We start from the raw sequence: 16,748 nt of genomic DNA, 5'->3' as shown, positions 1-16,748 counted from the left end.
TTAAAAACCGTTCTAACCTTTTAACATAAAAAAACTTTTTACATAATAAGAAAAGAACAGCGTCTTAAATAACCTAGTTCCTGCAACGTCCATACCGGGAAACCTCCCGTAACAAACTATCACTTATGCCACCGGGCAAGAGCGCAATATGCACTGCATTTTCAAGTCCGGTTGCCTGACTTAAATCATCGCGGGCAAAGATATCAATTACCTGCAAATTATCAAGCCCCTGACACATTTTACTGCGTCCGTTCTCGGCAGCGTCGCTGGCTGTTATCAAAACTTTCGTTTTGCCGCCTTTAAGCGCTGCCCTTACTTTTTCAAAACCGGTAATAATATTCCCGGCTCTGTTCGCAAGCCCTACATAATCGAGAACCCTTTTATGTAGTAGCACTTCAACCTGATCCGCCAGAGTTTCACTTACCTTGACGGTTTCTTTTTTAAGAGCCTTTTCACCTTCTACATTTTCAACATCACCCTTGATGTTTTTCAGAAGATCTCTTCCAACCCTTAAAAAGGTTTTTTTCTTTATTGCCTCTTCAATAATCTTTCTGTCAGCGGTTAACCAACACCCCCTGCCAGGGAGTTTTGCTGCAACATCAGGAACAATTGTTCCATCTGGTCCTGCAACAAAACGGATCATTTCAGACGCGTGAAGAACATCGCCAGTGACCAAACATTTTCGTTCTCTCGTCTTGCCGGTCACTTTACGTCCTGTTCTTATTCTTCTGCCGCTTCTGATGTCTCTTCTTCGTCATCAAACCAATGGGCGCGTGCCGCCATAATCATTTCATTGGCCTGATCAAGAGAAAGATCATATCCACGAAGAATACCATCTTCCTGACTTGTAAGCTCATCACCAGCCAGATCACCAAGATCATCAAGCGTTTTAATATCCGCTTCACCAAGGGTAACAAGCATCGGTGCTGTTAAGCCCTCAATCGCGGCAAGTTCATCTGTTACACCAAGCTCAACACGTTTGCTTTCAGCAACTTCAACAATATTTGCGATGGCTTCGCGGGCGCGATTTTGCAGCTCTTCCACAAGGGCCATGTCAAAACCTTCGATGCCGGCAAATTCATCCGGTGCCACATAAGCAACCTCTTCAAGGTTACGGAAACCTTCACCAACAAGTAGAAGCGCCAATGTTTCATCAACATCAAGCTGGTTCATGAATAGTTCACTGCGCTCTTTATATTCTGCCTGACGACGTTCACTTTCATCCGCTTCAGTCATAATGTCCACTTGCCATTCAGTCAGCTGTGATGCAAGACGCACGTTTTGACCACGACGACCGATCGCAAGGCTTAACTGATCTTCACCAACAACCACATCCATACGACCGGCATCTTCGTCAATAACCACTTTGGTCACATTCGCTGGCGCAAGCGCACGGATGATATATGTGGCAGGATCCGGCGACCATTGAATGATGTCAATTTTCTCGCCCTGAAGCTCTTCCACAACCGCTTGAACGCGGCTACCGCGCATACCGACACAAGCACCAACAGGATCAATGCTTGGATCGTTGCTTGTCACCGCGATTTTCGCACGGCTACCCGGGTCACGGCTTACACCAACAACGCCAATTACACCGTCATAAATTTCCGGTACTTCACCAGCAAATAATTTCGCCATGAAATCAGGGTGCGAACGAGATAAGAAAATCTGTGGGCCGCGTGGCTCTTCACGCACGTCCTGAATAATTGCACGAACACGTTCACCGTTACGGATATGTTCACGTGGGATAAGCTGGTCACGACGGATAATCGCTTCAGCAGCACCAAGGTCAACAATCACATTGCCGTATTCAACACGCTTTACAACGCCGTTGATCATTTCACCGATCTTGTCTTTATATTCGTTATACTGACGGGCACGTTCGGCTTCGCGTACTTTTTGCACGATAACTTGTTTTGCCGTTTGTGCAGCAACACGACCAAAATCAATCGCAGGAAGTTCATCCGCAAGAATATCACCAATTTGCGGATCGTCTTTAAATTGAACCGCATCCGCAACAGTGATCTCAGTAGAATGGTTTTCTACATTTTCCACCACTTCAAGCACACGGTAAAGCTTGATATCGCCAGTCTTGCGATCAATATGAGCTTTAATTTCGTTTTCCATACCATAGCGAGAGCGGGCCGCTTTCTGGATCGCCTCTTCCATGGCACCAAGGACGATTTCCTTGTCGATATTTTTCTCACGCGCTACCGCATCAGAAATCTGTAAAAGCTCCAATCTATTTGCACTTACTGCAGTCATAATTTTTGGCTCCGTTTTATCTGGTACCCTATACCAGTTTTAATCAAATTTCATTTTAGACGATATTTATGACGGTTTTGCTGTCGCCAGCTTAATCAAATCGTCTGTCATTACCAGTTTTGCTTTTAAAATGTCATCAAAATCGAGAGCATACCTCTCGCCATCAACATTTATTAAAATCTTTTCTTCTTCCACACCAAGAAGCTTACCTCTATAGCGTTTTCTATTATCTACTGCTTTGATCAGCTCAACCTTGGCTTCGTAACCCGCGTAATTGACAAAATCTTTCATTCTTGTCAGCGGACGGTCTAGACCAGGTGAGCTTACTTCCAGTACATATTCACTATCAATTGGATCTTCCACATCAAGCAGAGTTGAAATTTCACGGCTGATCTTGGCACAAGCTTCAACATTCATGGTACCATCTTCTGCTTCGGCCATAACCTGAAGCGTTGAGGCTTCACCCTTAGGTGAGCTAAACATTTGCACTCGTACAAGCTCGTACCCCATTTCTTCAATGGTCGGTTCGATAAGCTCTGCGATCTTTTTCGTCAATGATGACGACATAATTAATTCCAGTACTTTGCTGCCAAAACAAAAAAGCAGGCCAGTGAAACACTTGCCCGCACTAAAAAATTTCAATTTTCAAGTGATTCGGTTCCCTCTATATATAGAGGAATTTACCGGAACTTCAAGTTCTTTATTGATAGGCACGTTTAGCGCGCAATGTTATTTCCTGATATAGGACATATAGGCGCTCAATCTGCCGACCTCAAGTGCCTTTAATTCGTATCTTGTTGCCGGCCAATCATCCGGTCTTATATGCCAATCTTCAGGGCCATTTGATTGCCAGTTAAAATCCGGATTTTCAAGCATTCTTGCTAGTATCCAGCGGCAGTAATCATGATGGTCTGTACCGATACGAAGCTCGGCCCCTGATTTTAAAAGACGCGATAAAACAGCCACATTACCAGGGCTGACCACCCGGCGTTTATAATGACGCTTTTTACGCCATGGATCAGGAAATAATATAAAGGCGCGCGAAATAAAATTATCTGGCATCTTGTCCATCAAAAGACGGGCATCATCCATGAAAAAACGGATATTGGTAACCCCTTCGCGGTCCATATGATCAATCAACCCGGATACGCCATTGATAAAGGGTTCACAGCCAATAAAACCCACATCCGGATTTGCTTTTGCTTGCGCAACCAGATGCTCGCCTTTACCAAAACCTATCTCAAGCCAATATTCTTTTGGGTTATGGTCAAAAAGCGCAGCGAAATCCACATCCGCATTATCAAGCGAAATGGAATATTTCGGGAAATATTCTTCAAGGCGGGCAGCGCTGGCTTTTTTTAATGGCTTGCCATGACGGCGTCCATAAATCCGGCTGCCCTGAATATTTTCAAGATCTTTCATTTATCAGCATCTCTTTATCAGTGATAAATGAAGGGTATATTAGAATTCTGCTTTCAGTGCATCAACTAAATCAAGTTTTTCCCATGAAAAGCCGCCATCAGCATCAGGCGTACGTCCAAAATGACCATAAGCCGCCGTACGTTCATAAATCGGCTTATTTAGACCAAGATGTTCACGAATGCCGCGCGGGCTTAAATCCATGACATCAGACAGAACCTGTTCAAGCTTCGCCGGATCAACATTACCCGTTTGATGGAAATCTACATAAAGCGATAATGGCTTTGATACACCAATCGCGTAAGCAAGCTGGATCGTACAGCGATCTGATAATCCTGCCGCTACAACATTTTTCGCCAAATAACGTGTTACATATGCCGCTGAACGGTCTACTTTTGTTGGATCCTTACCGGAAAATGCGCCGCCCCCATGCTGTGCAGCACCGCCATATGTATCCACAATAATTTTACGGCCCGTAAGACCAGCATCACCATCAGGACCACCAATGATAAACTGCCCCGTTGGATTAATGTAAATCTCATCGTCTGTCGGAAGCCAGCCTTCTGGTAATATTTTTTCAATATGAGGCATAACAATTTCACGAACGCGTTCTTGTGACGTTTCCGCTGAATGCTGCGTTGATACCACAATCGATGTCGCACGCGCTGGTCTGCCGTTTTCGTACCGGAGTGTGACCTGACTTTTTGAATCAGGGCCAAGCTCTTTAACATCGCTTGCATGACGTTCTTCAGCCATTGATTTCAAAATTTTATGTGAAAAATCAAGAGTTGCTGGCATATAGTCTTCTGTTTCATTGGTAGCGTAACCAAACATAATGCCTTGGTCACCAGCGCCCTCGTCCTTATTACCGGATGCATCAACACCCATGGCAATATCAGATGATTGTTCATGCACATGAACAGAAACATCCATATTTTTCCAGTGAAAACCGTCTTGCTCATAACCGATTTTTCTAACAGATTCACGGGCGCACTCTTCCATCACTTCTTTCGTGATGCTGGCTGGTCCGCGCACTTCACCGGCAAGAACAACACGGTTCGTTGTTGTTAGCGTTTCCACCGCTACGCGCGCCTCTGGTTCCTGGCTAAGGAATTTGTCTACAATGCTATCGGAAATACGGTCAGCAACTTTGTCCGGATGACCTTCTGATACGGATTCACTTGTGAATAAATAATTTTGTCTGCTCAATTTTCTGCTCCTGGCCAGAACCTGTTTAGTGGAATCAAAACAACATATGCACCAAACTTTATATAAAGAAACCTTTATATATAATTAACAGAACTGTGAATACAGTGAAAAATGACCAATTTCAATCTTTTTCGTGATTATTTACCGATAAAATCGATAATGGCTTTTGAGGCAGTATTTAAATTCTCTTCTTCTGTAAATCCGGATTTTTTGCGTGGCTTCAATCCATGATCACCATCGGATAACCAATTGATCTGAATTTTATCGGATAAGGTATAATCACTGACCACCTCTTTTGACCCCATGGAATCTCGTTCGCCTTGCAAAATTATTGTAGTTGTTCCAAGGCCGGCCAAATGCTCAATACGCGGTTTATCGGATTTGCCGGGCGCATAAAAAGGATACCCAAGACAAATTAATCCATCTACTGCGCATTCATCTGCGATCATGGATGCCATGCGTCCACCCATTGATTTACCGCCAATATAAACATTTCCTTGGAATGGTTTGCGCACCTCTTCAATGATCTTTTTCCACGATTCCAGAAGAACCTTCTGCGTGTTTGGTGGCCTTTTACTGCCGCCGTCACGTCTTAACGCCATATAGGGAAACTCGAACCTTAAAACCCTTATTCCCGCATCCGAAAGCGCCCTCGCAAAATGATCCATAAAATATGTATCCATCGGCGCGCCCGCGCCATGGGCAAGAATAAATAAATTTTCGGCGTTTTCTGGTCCATCCCAAATGACCGGCATGTCCGCTATCTTAGCAAGCAATGATATTATTCCCTTCGCATTTAATATCCACCGGACGCAGCGATGCACCATTACACGGCCCTGCAACACAAAAGCCGTCTTCCAATTGAAAGAGCGCCCCGTGGGTGTGACACATCAAATATTTACCGGTTTTTTCCATAAATTTGCCGTCATCCATATTCAGCGGTGTTCCGGCATGTGGACAAATATTAACATATGCATAAATATCATTCCCCACACGCTGAATAAATATGTCATGAATATCGCTGCCGCTTCTGTAAGAAAGCTCTTTGGCCCCGCCATCATCAATATCAGTGAGTGAGCAAAGAATTTCGCCTTCGCTCACACCGATATCAAGATCGCTTAATTTTAATGGATTACTCACCGCTTGGAAGCCATGGGCCTAATGCACCCATCCAACGACGGATGGTTACTTTATCAAAAAGACCCGCTTTATTATAAGGGTCGTTCGCTGCGAAATCTTCTGCTTCTGCGCGTGAATTCACATCAACAATTAACATACTACCGCGTGGTTTTGGATCATCCCCTTCTGTTAACAGTGGCCCCGCCAAAACTACAATGCCTTTTTCCTGTGCATAGGCAAGATGATCCGCACGATTTGCCATGCGTACTTCCAGACTGTTTTCCTTATCAAACGCGGTAATAATGTAATGCATTTTATTTCCTTTTAATTTTTATTTTCAATTTCATCAACGAATGGGCGGTTCAGAAGATCCATGATCGCTGTATCAATATCTTTTCCTTCGTGTAAGATGGCATTCACCGCCATAATAATCGGAAGATCGAGTTCCTCATCTTTACAAATTTTGGCTAAAATTGATGAAGTATGGAACCCTTCCGCAACGGTCCTGCGGCCAGACATTATTTCTTCACCGGTTTTTCCTTCGCCGATCGCGATCCCTAATGACATATTACGGGATTGCGGCGATGAACACGTAAGGATCAAATCTCCAAGTCCGCAAAGCCCCATCATTGTCGCCCGTTCAGCACCATACCGTTCACCAAAACGCACCATTTCAGATAGACTTCTTGTTATAAGCGCCGCCCTCGCATTTTCACCCATTTTGCGGCCAGTGGTAATACCACAAGCAATGGCAAAAACATTCTTTAATGCGCCGCCAATTTCCGCACCAACCACATCCCGTGATGCATAAGGTCTAAAAGTCGGAAGCCCAATGGCATCAGAAAGCCTTCTGGCAACGCGTTGATATTTTGATGCAACCGTTACGGCCGATGGTAATCCTTTCGCCACTTCATGGGCAAAGGTCGGGCCGGATAAAACCACAAGGGGCGATTTAGGAAGAATTTCAGCGACCACCTCTGTCATTAACTTGCCTGTTGATTGTTCAATCCCTTTGGCACACAGAACAATCACAGCATTTTCAGAAATATACTGTTTTAAATCAGATAATACATTGCGCACAAACTGCGCTGGCACCACCATAAAGATGAAATCCATACTGCCCATCGCCGCAAGATCATTTGTTGCTTTAATTTGCTTTGCAAGCGGCACGCCCTGCAAGAAAAGTTCATTTTCATGACGCTCATTAATTGACGTCACGACTTCATCTTCACGGGCCCAAAGGGTTACATCACAGCCGGCATTCGCCGATTGTTGCGCCAGTGCTGTTCCCCACGCCCCTGCGCCGACAACACCAATTTTTGTAATTTCAGCTTTTTCTTCTTCAGACAAAATAACTTCCTTTTTTATCCTTTTATCGCTTTTTAAGCTTTAACACCAGCACCAACTGCGGGTGGCGCATCAGGATCAAGCGGCCAACGTGCCACCGCACCAATATCAAAATCGGCAAATTCATTTCTTTTAAATTTTTCGACGCCCGCCCAGGCAATCATCGCCCCGTTGTCCGTGCATAATTTCATCGGCGGCGCTTTTACTGTAAGGTTATATTCCTTACAAAGTTCCGCCAATTTTTCCTTAATCGCACTATTGGCCGCAACCCCACCAGCCACCACAAACACCGGTTCCGCATCAGGATATGTATCCAGATATTCCTTTATGCCGTTTTGAACACGGTTAAGTATGGTTTCTGTTAACGCCTGCTGAAAACTGGCCGCAAGATCGCTCACGTCTTGTTTGGTTAAATGCCCACCGTTTTCTTCAACGACCTCGTCACGTGCCCTTAGTACCGCCGTTTTTAAACCGGAAAATGAAAAATTACTGCCGGGCTTTCCTTTTAGGGGACGTGGGAATTTAAATCTTTTCGGATCTCCATTAAGCGCCGCTTTTTCAACCGCTGGCCCACCCGGGTATCCAAGCCCTAGAATCTTCGCCGTTTTATCAAATGCTTCACCCGCCGCATCGTCAATTGTTGTACCAAGACGTTGATAATCCCCAACACCCTTTACGACCAAAAGCTGACAATGCCCGCCAGACACCAATAATAATAGATAAGGAAATTTTACATCCTCTGTTAATCGAATGGATAAGGCATGTCCCTCAAGATGGTTCACACTGATTAGCGGTATTTTTCTTGCAAATGCGATTGATTTCGCTGTCATCAAACCCACCATAACACCACCGATCAGGCCTGGGCCTGATGTTACGGCGATAGCCGATAAATCATCAAAGCCAACCTTTGCTTCATTCATGGCTTCACGGATCAGTCCGTTTAAATGATCAATATGGGATCTGGCGGCAATTTCAGGAACAACGCCACCATATGGTTTATGTTCATCTAGCTGGGTCAAGATCACATTGGATAAGATATCACCCGCATCAGACACAATAGCAACAGCCGTTTCATCGCAGCTGCTTTCAATACCCATAATCAGATTTTTTTCAATTTTTGTCATCTTTGCTGGCTTCACCACAAGAATTCTATTAAACCTTATACCATAAATCATAGTGATTACTTTAAGGCTCTAACATCTGGACATAACGAGTGCAAGAAACAGTTAAAAATAATATTGTCATTGGTACCCGCGGCAGCAAGCTCGCGCTCGCACAAGCATATGAGGTTAAAGGACTGCTGATAGAGGCACACGACCACCTTAATGAAGATAATATCGACATCAAGGTTATGTCCACCCGCGGTGACCGAGTGCAAGACCGCAATTTAAGTGAAATTGGCGGCAAGGGCCTTTTCACAGAGGAAATCGAAGACGCCCTTTATAAAGGTGATGTTGATATTGCCGTCCATTCCTTAAAAGACATGCCAACCAGATTACCAACGGGACTAGAGCTCGTTTGTTATTTGGAGCGCGAGGACGTAAGAGACGCTTTTCTAAGCTCAAAAGCCAAATCCTTGAAAGATTTGCCTGAGGGCGCCGTTCTTGGCACGTCATCCCTAAGAAGGAAAGCACAGGCCTTAGCACTGCGCCCAGACCTTGAAGTTGTGAATTTCCGCGGAAATGTACAAACACGCCTTAAAAAACTGGATGATAATGTTGCTGATGCAACTTTTCTGGCAATGGCAGGGTTAAACAGACTGGATATCGATGATCCACGAGTGAACGCTGTTGAAACAGAAGACCTGTTACCCGCAGTGGCCCAAGGCGCGATTACTATTGAAATTGCATCAAGTAACGATGCCATGCGCGAAATCCTCGCGCCATTAAACCATAAAGAAACTGAACTACGTGTACGAGCCGAACGCCGTATGTTGGATATTCTGGACGGGTCATGCCGCACACCAATTGCGGGACTTGCGGTTATAGAGGGTGAGACCATGACCTTAACTGGCCGCGTTTTAGATGAAGATGGCACAAATCTGCGTCATGATGTAGTCAGTGGTGATAAAAATGATCCAGAAGCCCTTGGGGACCGATTAGGACAGCTGTTAAAATGCGCTTCCTCCTGACACGTACAGAACGAGACAGCAATGCTTTAAAAAACAAGCTCGCAAAATATGGTCATGACGCTGTCATCAGCCCGCTTATGGAAATTAAACCTTTAGACCACCCAAAAATTCATCTGGATGGATATCAAGCGCTTATCTTTACAAGCCGAAATGCTGTTAAAATATTTACGGAACAATATGGCGCACCCAATATTCTGGTTTTAACAGTTGGTGATAAAACTGCTGAATGTGCAAAACAGGCTGGATTTAATGCCGTAAAAAGTGCAAATGGTGACGTTGAAAAGTTGGCTTCAGATATTATAATGCTCCTCAATCCTAAAAATGGACCGTTATTGTATCTTTCTGCACAGCATGTTTCAAAAGACCTTGGACAATTGCTTGAAAAAGACAACTTTTATGTCAACGAGATCAAAGTTTATGAAGCCGTCTCTAAAAACACCCTATCGGATAAGGCCTTAAATGACATAAAAAGTGGTGCGATTGATTATATCCCCTTTTATTCATCAAGAAGCGCGCTTATATTTATAGAAACAATAAAAAAAGCTGGTTTGACGGATAATTTAAACGGCATTTCTGCATTATGTATGAGCAGTGATATTGCCAAATCCATTTCAAGTGTAAGCTGGAATGATATTTTAATCGCAGATCAACCTGATGAAGAAGCCTTACTAAGACTGATTTAGGTATGATATTAAGGGGCGACCATGACAGACAATAAAGAAAAACAAGAAAAAACATCTGCCATAAAGAAAGTAGATATCAAGCAGGATAATTCCCCGTTAAATAAAAAAGAGGAAAAGAAAAATCCTAATATTGCATTGCGCATATTAATGCTGCTGATCCTGTTTTTAGCCGGAAGCGCAACAGCAATATATTTTCTGCCCACTATTGCTGAACGCGTGCCATATGTTGCAGGTTGGCTTGGTCAAAATAACAGTGTTGATGTTGCCACAATTCAGCAACAACTTGATGAACAGCAACAAACCATCAATGATTTAACAAGAAAATCAAATGAACAGCAAAGTCGTCTTGACGGACTTTCCGCTATTGATGTTTCCATACTTGAAAACAGAATGGATGCCCTTGAAGCACAAATCAGCCCTGCTGCATCAGAAACAATCGAAACAAATACAGCAGCACCAGTTGATACATCACAGGCCGCCCGCATTGATATGCTGCTGAGCCGCATGAGCCAGCTTGAAGCATCATTTGTTCCGTTAAGCAAAAACATGCTTGATGCCGCAGAAGCAGAAAAAGAAAGAGCAACATTACAAAGTGAAACAGCTGCACTTTCTGAAAAAATTACCATACTTGAAAGTCGTCTTGTATCACTTGAAACTGAAAGCGCACGTGATAATAGCGGTCTTTTGTTAAATATGAAAATCGCAGAGCTTAAAAGAAAGGTGATTTCCGGTGAAAGTTTTGCTGTTGAACTTGCTACGGTCAAAAGATTGACCGAAAGCAGCACCCTTGCCATGAATGATGCAGTGAACGGTGCACTTGATCAGTTATCTAACCATGCCTCAACTGGCCTTCCGACCCCTGCTGATCTAAAAGGCAGATTTACGGAATTGATCCCTGAAATTATGGCGACACCAACAGACGCGCAAAACGCATCATGGTGGCAATCAACAATGACACGTTTGCAAAATATGATTACCGTGCGACGCACTGGTGAATTAACTGAAAATGACGGTTCTGTTGAAAGCTTGATTGCACAAATAGAAGCCTGGATAGACGGACAGGATTTTAATGCCGTGCTCGAAGCTTTAAGCGCCATGCCATCAACCGTTCAAAATCTGCTATCAACCTGGAAAGAAGATCTTGAAATCTGGTTATATGGTGAAGAAGCGATAGAAACTTTAGAATCAATTGCCGCTGAAAGCTATCTGGCCATGAATAGTTATGAAGCCGTTGGGGTAACCGCATGATACGCTTAACTATTTTCACTGTTATTGGTATTTCTCTTGCGCTTGTAGCAGCATGGATTGCGGCTAACCCGGGTGATGTGCTTATTTCTTGGCAAGGATGGGAAATCCGTTTTTCTGTTGCGGTATCTGTGATGTTGTTGGTTCTTTATACCGCCGCATTGTTATTCACTTTAAAAATACTTAAATGGATGAATATATCTGCACTTCTTGGAAGCCCAAAAAGAATGGTCGCAAAACGCGCAAAAGCAGACAAAATGATGGATCAGGCCTGGGGTGCTTATGCGCTTGATGATTATGATAACGCCATAAAACATGCCCTACGCGCAAAAGGTGCTATTGGCGAAAACACCGAAATTTTAAGATTTCTTGCCAGTGCCACAGAAAAGCTCGGAAAAGATAAAAACCCATATTTTGAAAAACTCGCCTTATCAGAAGAAAACCAAATCTGGACCGGAAAAATAAAACTTGAGAAATTGATTAAGAATAAAAACTGGCCCGCCGCGACATCCTTAATTACCACGTTACGTGAGCAAGCCCCAAAAAACGCCTGGCTTCTCGAACAATATATCTATGCATCCGCTAGAACAGGAAATTGGCAAGAGACACTAGACGCCATAAAAGTGGCAGAAAAACAAAAAGGCGTAATCAGTCCCGCAACTCTTAAAAATATCAAGGCCGCAACAGAATATGCACTGGCGCTTGAGAAAAAAGCAGGCGGTAAAAAGCAAGAGTGTGCTTCACTGTTAAAATCTGCCTTAAAACTAGACCCTGCATTTTCACCTGCTGCACTCGCATTAGCGAAATTACACCTTGAACAAAATGATCCAAATGCTGCTGAAAAGGTAATACGGAATATTTGGAAAAAAGCACCAAATGATGAGCTGGCTGAAATGTTGCTAGAATTATACCCGCAGGAAAGTAACAGTGAAGCATATAGACGAATCAAAAAAATCGCAGACAGTGCACCCGAATTCGTTGAAAGTGCACATATCATGGCAGAAGCGGCCATCAATGCTGAACAGTGGCCTGATGCAAAAACAGCATTAAATAAAATTATCGGTGGCCCCGATGAAGCACCCAAAACATATTTATTACTTGCAAAATTAGAAGAAAAACAAAAAGGCCCGGGCGAAGCCGCAGAAAATTATAAAAATAAATCCGCAAAATTATCCCATAAAAATCAATGGGTTTGCACACATTGCGATACTAAACACAATCATTATACACCCCTATGCACATCATGTGGTGAATTTAATAATATCATATGGCAACGGGCATAATATTTTTAACATTGCCAAAAACAATCGACTTTTAATTCGTCAATTTTTTGACCTCTATCAAGTTTATATTTCTTCATCGGCGTATGCCTGAATAGAAATATAACTGCACCTGAGGACAAAAAAATGAAAACTCTCGCAACCCTAAGTAAGGTAATTTTACTTGCTTCTACACCCCTTGCGCTTTCCATGGCACCTGCTGCCAATGCTCAAAATTCAGAAACCCTCGCAGACGCACTCACGAACGGCGATGCCTACCTCGATATCAGATATAGATTGGCCGCTGTGTCACAAGACGACCTTGCTGAAAATGCGCTTGGCAATATTGTTCGTACAAAACTTGGATATAAAACCGGGGTCTGGAACGGCCTATCCGGTACGCTAGAATTTGAACATTCTGGCAATTTGGGTGGTGACCATAATAATACAATAAATGGAATGACAACACACCCTGTCATTGCCGATGCAAACCATACAGAAGTCAATCAAGCCTTCCTTGCCTATACTGGCATTGAAAAAACAACGATTGCTGCGGGCCGCCAAGGTATCAATCTTGGTAATCAACGCTTTGTTGGCACAGTTGGATGGCGCCAAAACGATCAAACATATGACGCGGTTGCCGTCATTAATAATTCCGTTGAAAACCTAACAGCCGTTTACGGGTACGTATGGAACGTAAACCGCGTGTTCGGTAACGATCATCCCTTTGGTGATCTTGAAACAAAAACACATGTGCTAGACGTGACATATAAAGGCATCAAAGGATTAACATTGCAAGGTTACCCGCGTGACTGGGAAAACCAGAAACGCTGGAACGGTGGCTGGGTCCGTCTTGCAAATGGTAAAATTAAACCAAAGCTTGGCGGCAAATTCAGAATTCTTTCCAAAATTTTCGCCAACCCCGACCTTCCGGAAATTGACGATTATTATGAACCGTTCACATTTGAATATGACCGTCTTCAAAAATCACCAGAGGTAAAAACACCGCCAACCGCGCGGATGCATTCTATGATCACTGGTGAAAAAATGGAAAAGGCCGATTGGGGCCCGAACTGGGAAGAAATTCTTGGCGGTGAATTTGAAAAACGCGGTAAGGATTATAACTTTAAAGACGTCGAAAAAGAAATGTACGGAAAGTTCGACAATACATTCATGATGTATTTGCCGCGCCTTTGTGAACATTGCTTAAACCCAACTTGCGTTGCATCCTGCCCAAGTGGCGCGATTTATAAACGCGAAGAAGACGGCGTCGTGCTAATCGATCAGGATAAATGTCGCGGCTGGCGCATGTGCGTGAGCGGCTGTCCTTATAAGAAAATCTATTTCAACTGGAACAGCGGTAAATCTGAAAAATGTACTCTTTGTTATCCGCGTCTTGAGGCCGGTGACCCAACAGTATGTTCAGAAACCTGCGTGGGTCGCATTCGTTACCTTGGTGTTCTTCTTTATGATGCTGATAAAATTGAGGCCGGCGCCTCAACAGAAAATGAAGAAGATCTTTACGAAGCACAGCTTGATGTGTTCTTAGATCCAAATGATCCTGACGTCATTAAAGAAGCCAAAAAGGCTGGCATTCCGGATAGCTGGATGCAAGCCGCACAAAATAGTCCGGTTTATAAAATGGCGATGGATTGGAAAATCGCATTCCCGCTTCATCCTGAATATCGCACCTTGCCAATGGTTTGGTATATTCCACCGCTTTCACCGGTTCAAAGCGCAATGGAAGAAGGCAAACTTTCAAGAAGCGGCGTTATTCCAAATACTGAAGACCTTCGTATTCCGGTTAAATATCTTGCCAATATGCTTACTGGCGGTAAAGAACAGCCGGTCGAATTTGCGCTGCAACGCATGATGGCCATGCGCGAATATATGCGTGAAAAATCAGTAGGTGGCATTGAAAATCAAGCAATCCTTGATGCCGTTGATATGGACAGCGCAACCATGGATGACATGTACCGCATTATGGCACTTGCCAATTATGAAGACAGGTTTGTTATTCCAACCAACCACCGCGAATATGCAGGTGAGACACCATTTGATAACGAGATCGCCTTTGAAACTCGTTCATCATGCGGTTTCAGTTTTGGTAATGGGTGTTCCGGCGGTGAAAGCCGTACAAATCTGTTCGGTTCACCAACCCATGAAAACACAATGAACGGCCAGGTAAGGAGATAAATCATGAGAACATTTAAAATCATAGGATTGCTTCTTTCCTATCCGAAACAGGAACTGATTGATCACCTTGATGAGGTGGAAGACGTGCTTAAGGCAGAAGAATTTCTGCCTAAACGCACCATGAAAAAAGTTCTGAACTTTATCAGTTATATGAAACAGACGGATCTTTATGAACTTCAGGAAGAATATGTTGATCTGTTTGACCGGGGACGTGCGCATTGCCTGCATATGTTTGAACATATTCACGGCGAAAGCCGTGACCGTGGACAGGCAATGGTCAATTTGATCGAAAGTTATGCGGACCGTGGTTTTTATATGCAGGAAGGGGAGCTTCCGGATTATTTACCACTGTTTCTTGAATATCTATCCACATGTCCTGCGGATGAAGCGGTTGATTTGGTCGGTGATCCGATCAATGTCATCGCCACCATCGGCATTAGACTTAAAAAGCGCGACAGCCTTTATTACATCCTGTTCGAGGCATTAGAGGCACTTGCCAAAGTAAAACCGGATGACGCGATCATTGCAGAAGCAAAAGCAGAAGAAATTCGTGAACAAACTTTGGATGAGCTGGACGAAGAATGGCAGGAAGCCGAAGCTTTCGACAATTCAAAAGATTGCGGCACATGCGACATGACCAGTTATCACGCAAATAACACTCACCTTAATCAACCACTAGGAGGAGCAAACTAATGGCCGACTATCTCCACCAATTTATATTCGGGATTTATCCCTATATCGCCATCATGATTATGGTCGGCGTTACCATTGCCCGCTATGACCGCGATCAATACACTTGGAAAGCGGACAGTAGCCAGCTCTTAAGATCAAAAGGAATGCGTGTAGGCAGTAATCTGTTCCACATCGGAATTATATTCCTGTTCTTTGGACATCTTGTTGGACTTCTAACTCCGGAATCCGTTTATCATGTGGTCATGACAGCGGGCGCAAAACAAATACTAGCGATGGTATCAGGCGGTTTCTTCGGCGTGCTGTGTTTTATTGGCTTAAGCATGCTATTATACCGCAGGCTTTTTGATCCACGTATTCGTGCGACAAGCCGTTTTTCCGATATTGCGTTGCTGTTTATCCTTTATATCCAATTGATATTAGGACTGGTAACAATTCCTTATTCAGCACAGCATCTTGATGGGTCATCCATGATTGCGCTTGCGAACTGGGCACAGCATATTGTGACATTCCAACCAGGGGCCGCTGATTTCATCGTGAATGAAGCATGGGTTTTTAAGGCACATTTATTCCTCGGGCTTACCATATTCCTGATATTCCCGTTCACAAGACTTGTGCATATGTTAAGCGCACCCGTTAAATATCTGTTCCGTACCGGTTATCAAATCGTTAGAGGCAGAGGGAGAGCACAATAATGCCCGTCTTTGTCAACAATTATGAAATCACCGATGACCAAGTTCATTCGGAAATGAAAAACCATCCCGCCGCCTCTTTAAATGAGGCGCGCGGCGAAGCGGCCAGAGCGCTCATCATTCGCAAATTATTACTCGATGAAGCGGTAGAACGTGAAATCATCAGTAAAGATGAACTTGAAGAACTTGATAATGAAAAAGAAGAAAACGTCATTGAAACCCTTCTTGAGGATGTCATTCAGCTTCCGGATGCCGATGAGATTGTTTGTCGCAGATATTATGAAATGCATCAATCCCGCTTCAAAGATCATAAAACGGGTGATGTGCTTCCGTTCAATATGGTGCGCGAACATATCCGCGTCTTTATTGAGGACAAAAGCCATCAGGCGGCCTTTACTGCCTATATGGACAGTCTGATGGATAAGGCAAAAATCGTAGGCATCTAATCATATTTTTAAGGAAATAGAGCGCTCTATTTCCTTAACCCCCTCAT

At 43.7% G+C, this 16,748-nt stretch carries 17 protein-coding genes and 2 pseudogenes; 9 read left to right on the top strand and 10 right to left on the bottom strand.

Annotated features, from left to right (window positions below):
- Nucleotides 1-73: 73 nt before the first annotated feature.
- The 10 genes from KW060_RS15735 to tsaD form a co-directional block, all read right to left on the bottom strand.
- Nucleotides 74-706: a DUF448 domain-containing protein gene (locus tag KW060_RS15735; RefSeq protein ID WP_249036401.1), complete on the bottom strand. Its 633-nt coding sequence runs from the start codon at nt 704-706 to the stop codon at nt 74-76.
- Nucleotides 707-720: 14 nt separating this feature from the next.
- Complete coding sequence (nusA, locus tag KW060_RS15730) at nt 721-2,265, bottom strand: transcription termination factor NusA (RefSeq protein ID WP_249036400.1); 1,545 nt, start codon at nt 2,263-2,265, stop codon at nt 721-723.
- A 66-nt stretch (nt 2,266-2,331) separates the two neighbouring features.
- Nucleotides 2,332-2,832: a ribosome maturation factor RimP gene (gene rimP, locus KW060_RS15725; RefSeq protein ID WP_249036399.1), complete on the bottom strand. Its 501-nt coding sequence runs from the start codon at nt 2,830-2,832 to the stop codon at nt 2,332-2,334.
- A gap of 162 nt (nt 2,833-2,994) precedes the next feature.
- Nucleotides 2,995-3,687, bottom strand: coding sequence for a tRNA (guanosine(46)-N7)-methyltransferase TrmB (gene trmB / locus KW060_RS15720; protein WP_249036398.1), 693 nt, complete (start codon nt 3,685-3,687; stop codon nt 2,995-2,997).
- Between the two features lie 39 nt (nt 3,688-3,726).
- Nucleotides 3,727-4,893 (bottom strand): methionine adenosyltransferase, encoded by a 1,167-nt coding sequence (gene metK, locus KW060_RS15715; protein WP_249036397.1) that lies wholly within the window; start codon nt 4,891-4,893, stop codon nt 3,727-3,729.
- Between the two features lie 137 nt (nt 4,894-5,030).
- The gene (locus KW060_RS15710) at nt 5,031-5,720 is read right to left on the bottom strand and encodes an alpha/beta family hydrolase (RefSeq protein WP_420833134.1); all 690 of its coding nucleotides are present in this window, start codon (nt 5,718-5,720) and stop codon (nt 5,031-5,033) included.
- Nucleotides 5,659-6,033 carry a Rieske (2Fe-2S) protein gene (locus KW060_RS15705; RefSeq protein WP_249036395.1) on the bottom strand — a complete coding sequence of 125 codons (375 nt, stop codon included), beginning with the start codon at nt 6,031-6,033 and terminating at the stop codon, nt 5,659-5,661. The genes KW060_RS15710 and KW060_RS15705 overlap by 62 nt, the downstream gene beginning before the upstream one ends.
- Nucleotides 6,026-6,325 carry a YciI family protein gene (locus KW060_RS15700; protein WP_249036394.1) on the bottom strand — a complete coding sequence of 100 codons (300 nt, stop codon included), beginning with the start codon at nt 6,323-6,325 and terminating at the stop codon, nt 6,026-6,028. The genes KW060_RS15705 and KW060_RS15700 overlap by 8 nt, the downstream gene beginning before the upstream one ends.
- A gap of 11 nt (nt 6,326-6,336) precedes the next feature.
- Complete coding sequence (locus tag KW060_RS15695; RefSeq protein ID WP_249036393.1) at nt 6,337-7,362, bottom strand: NAD(P)H-dependent glycerol-3-phosphate dehydrogenase; 1,026 nt, start codon at nt 7,360-7,362, stop codon at nt 6,337-6,339.
- Nucleotides 7,363-7,394: 32 nt separating this feature from the next.
- Nucleotides 7,395-8,483 (bottom strand): tRNA (adenosine(37)-N6)-threonylcarbamoyltransferase complex transferase subunit TsaD, encoded by a 1,089-nt coding sequence (gene tsaD / locus KW060_RS15690; protein WP_249036392.1) that lies wholly within the window; start codon nt 8,481-8,483, stop codon nt 7,395-7,397.
- Nucleotides 8,484-8,572: 89 nt separating this feature from the next.
- Here tsaD and hemC point away from each other — a divergent pair, with 89 nt between their 5' ends.
- The 9 genes and pseudogenes from hemC to KW060_RS15650 all read left to right on the top strand — a co-directional run bounded on the left by hemC (nt 8,573) and on the right by KW060_RS15650 (nt 16,701).
- Nucleotides 8,573-9,490, top strand: coding sequence for a hydroxymethylbilane synthase (hemC, locus tag KW060_RS15685; RefSeq protein WP_249036391.1), 918 nt, complete (start codon nt 8,573-8,575; stop codon nt 9,488-9,490).
- On the top strand, nt 9,475-10,173 hold the full coding sequence (locus KW060_RS15680) for a uroporphyrinogen-III synthase (protein WP_249036390.1): 699 nt from the start codon (nt 9,475-9,477) through the stop codon (nt 10,171-10,173). Before hemC ends, KW060_RS15680 begins: the two co-directional genes overlap by 16 nt.
- A 21-nt stretch (nt 10,174-10,194) precedes the next feature.
- A complete protein-coding gene (locus KW060_RS15675) occupies nt 10,195-11,421 on the top strand; it encodes a COG4223 family protein (protein ID WP_249036389.1) in 1,227 nt (408 codons plus the stop codon).
- Nucleotides 11,418-12,701 carry a tetratricopeptide repeat protein gene (locus tag KW060_RS15670; protein WP_249036388.1) on the top strand — a complete coding sequence of 428 codons (1,284 nt, stop codon included), beginning with the start codon at nt 11,418-11,420 and terminating at the stop codon, nt 12,699-12,701. Before KW060_RS15675 ends, KW060_RS15670 begins: the two co-directional genes overlap by 4 nt.
- 123 nt (nt 12,702-12,824) lie before the next feature.
- Nucleotides 12,825-13,310: pseudogene (locus tag KW060_RS15995) on the top strand (hypothetical protein); the annotation flags it as partial.
- A gap of 165 nt (nt 13,311-13,475) precedes the next feature.
- Nucleotides 13,476-14,873, top strand: a pseudogene (narH, locus tag KW060_RS15665) (nitrate reductase subunit beta); the annotation flags it as partial.
- A 3-nt stretch (nt 14,874-14,876) separates the two neighbouring features.
- On the top strand, nt 14,877-15,566 hold the full coding sequence (gene narJ, locus KW060_RS15660) for a nitrate reductase molybdenum cofactor assembly chaperone (RefSeq protein ID WP_249036386.1): 690 nt from the start codon (nt 14,877-14,879) through the stop codon (nt 15,564-15,566).
- The gene (narI, locus tag KW060_RS15655) at nt 15,566-16,258 is read left to right on the top strand and encodes a respiratory nitrate reductase subunit gamma (RefSeq protein ID WP_249036385.1); all 693 of its coding nucleotides are present in this window, start codon (nt 15,566-15,568) and stop codon (nt 16,256-16,258) included. Before narJ ends, narI begins: the two co-directional genes overlap by 1 nt.
- The gene (locus tag KW060_RS15650) at nt 16,258-16,701 is read left to right on the top strand and encodes a hypothetical protein (protein WP_249036384.1); all 444 of its coding nucleotides are present in this window, start codon (nt 16,258-16,260) and stop codon (nt 16,699-16,701) included. The genes narI and KW060_RS15650 overlap by 1 nt, the downstream gene beginning before the upstream one ends.
- Nucleotides 16,702-16,748: the final 47 nt, after the last annotated feature.

The sequence above is a fragment of the Pseudemcibacter aquimaris genome (assembly GCF_028869115.1).
In the GTDB taxonomy this organism is placed as follows: domain Bacteria; phylum Pseudomonadota; class Alphaproteobacteria; order Sphingomonadales; family Emcibacteraceae; genus Pseudemcibacter; species Pseudemcibacter aquimaris.
Note: the sequence above shows the minus strand (reverse complement) of the source record. Positions and strands in the feature narration are given on the sequence as shown.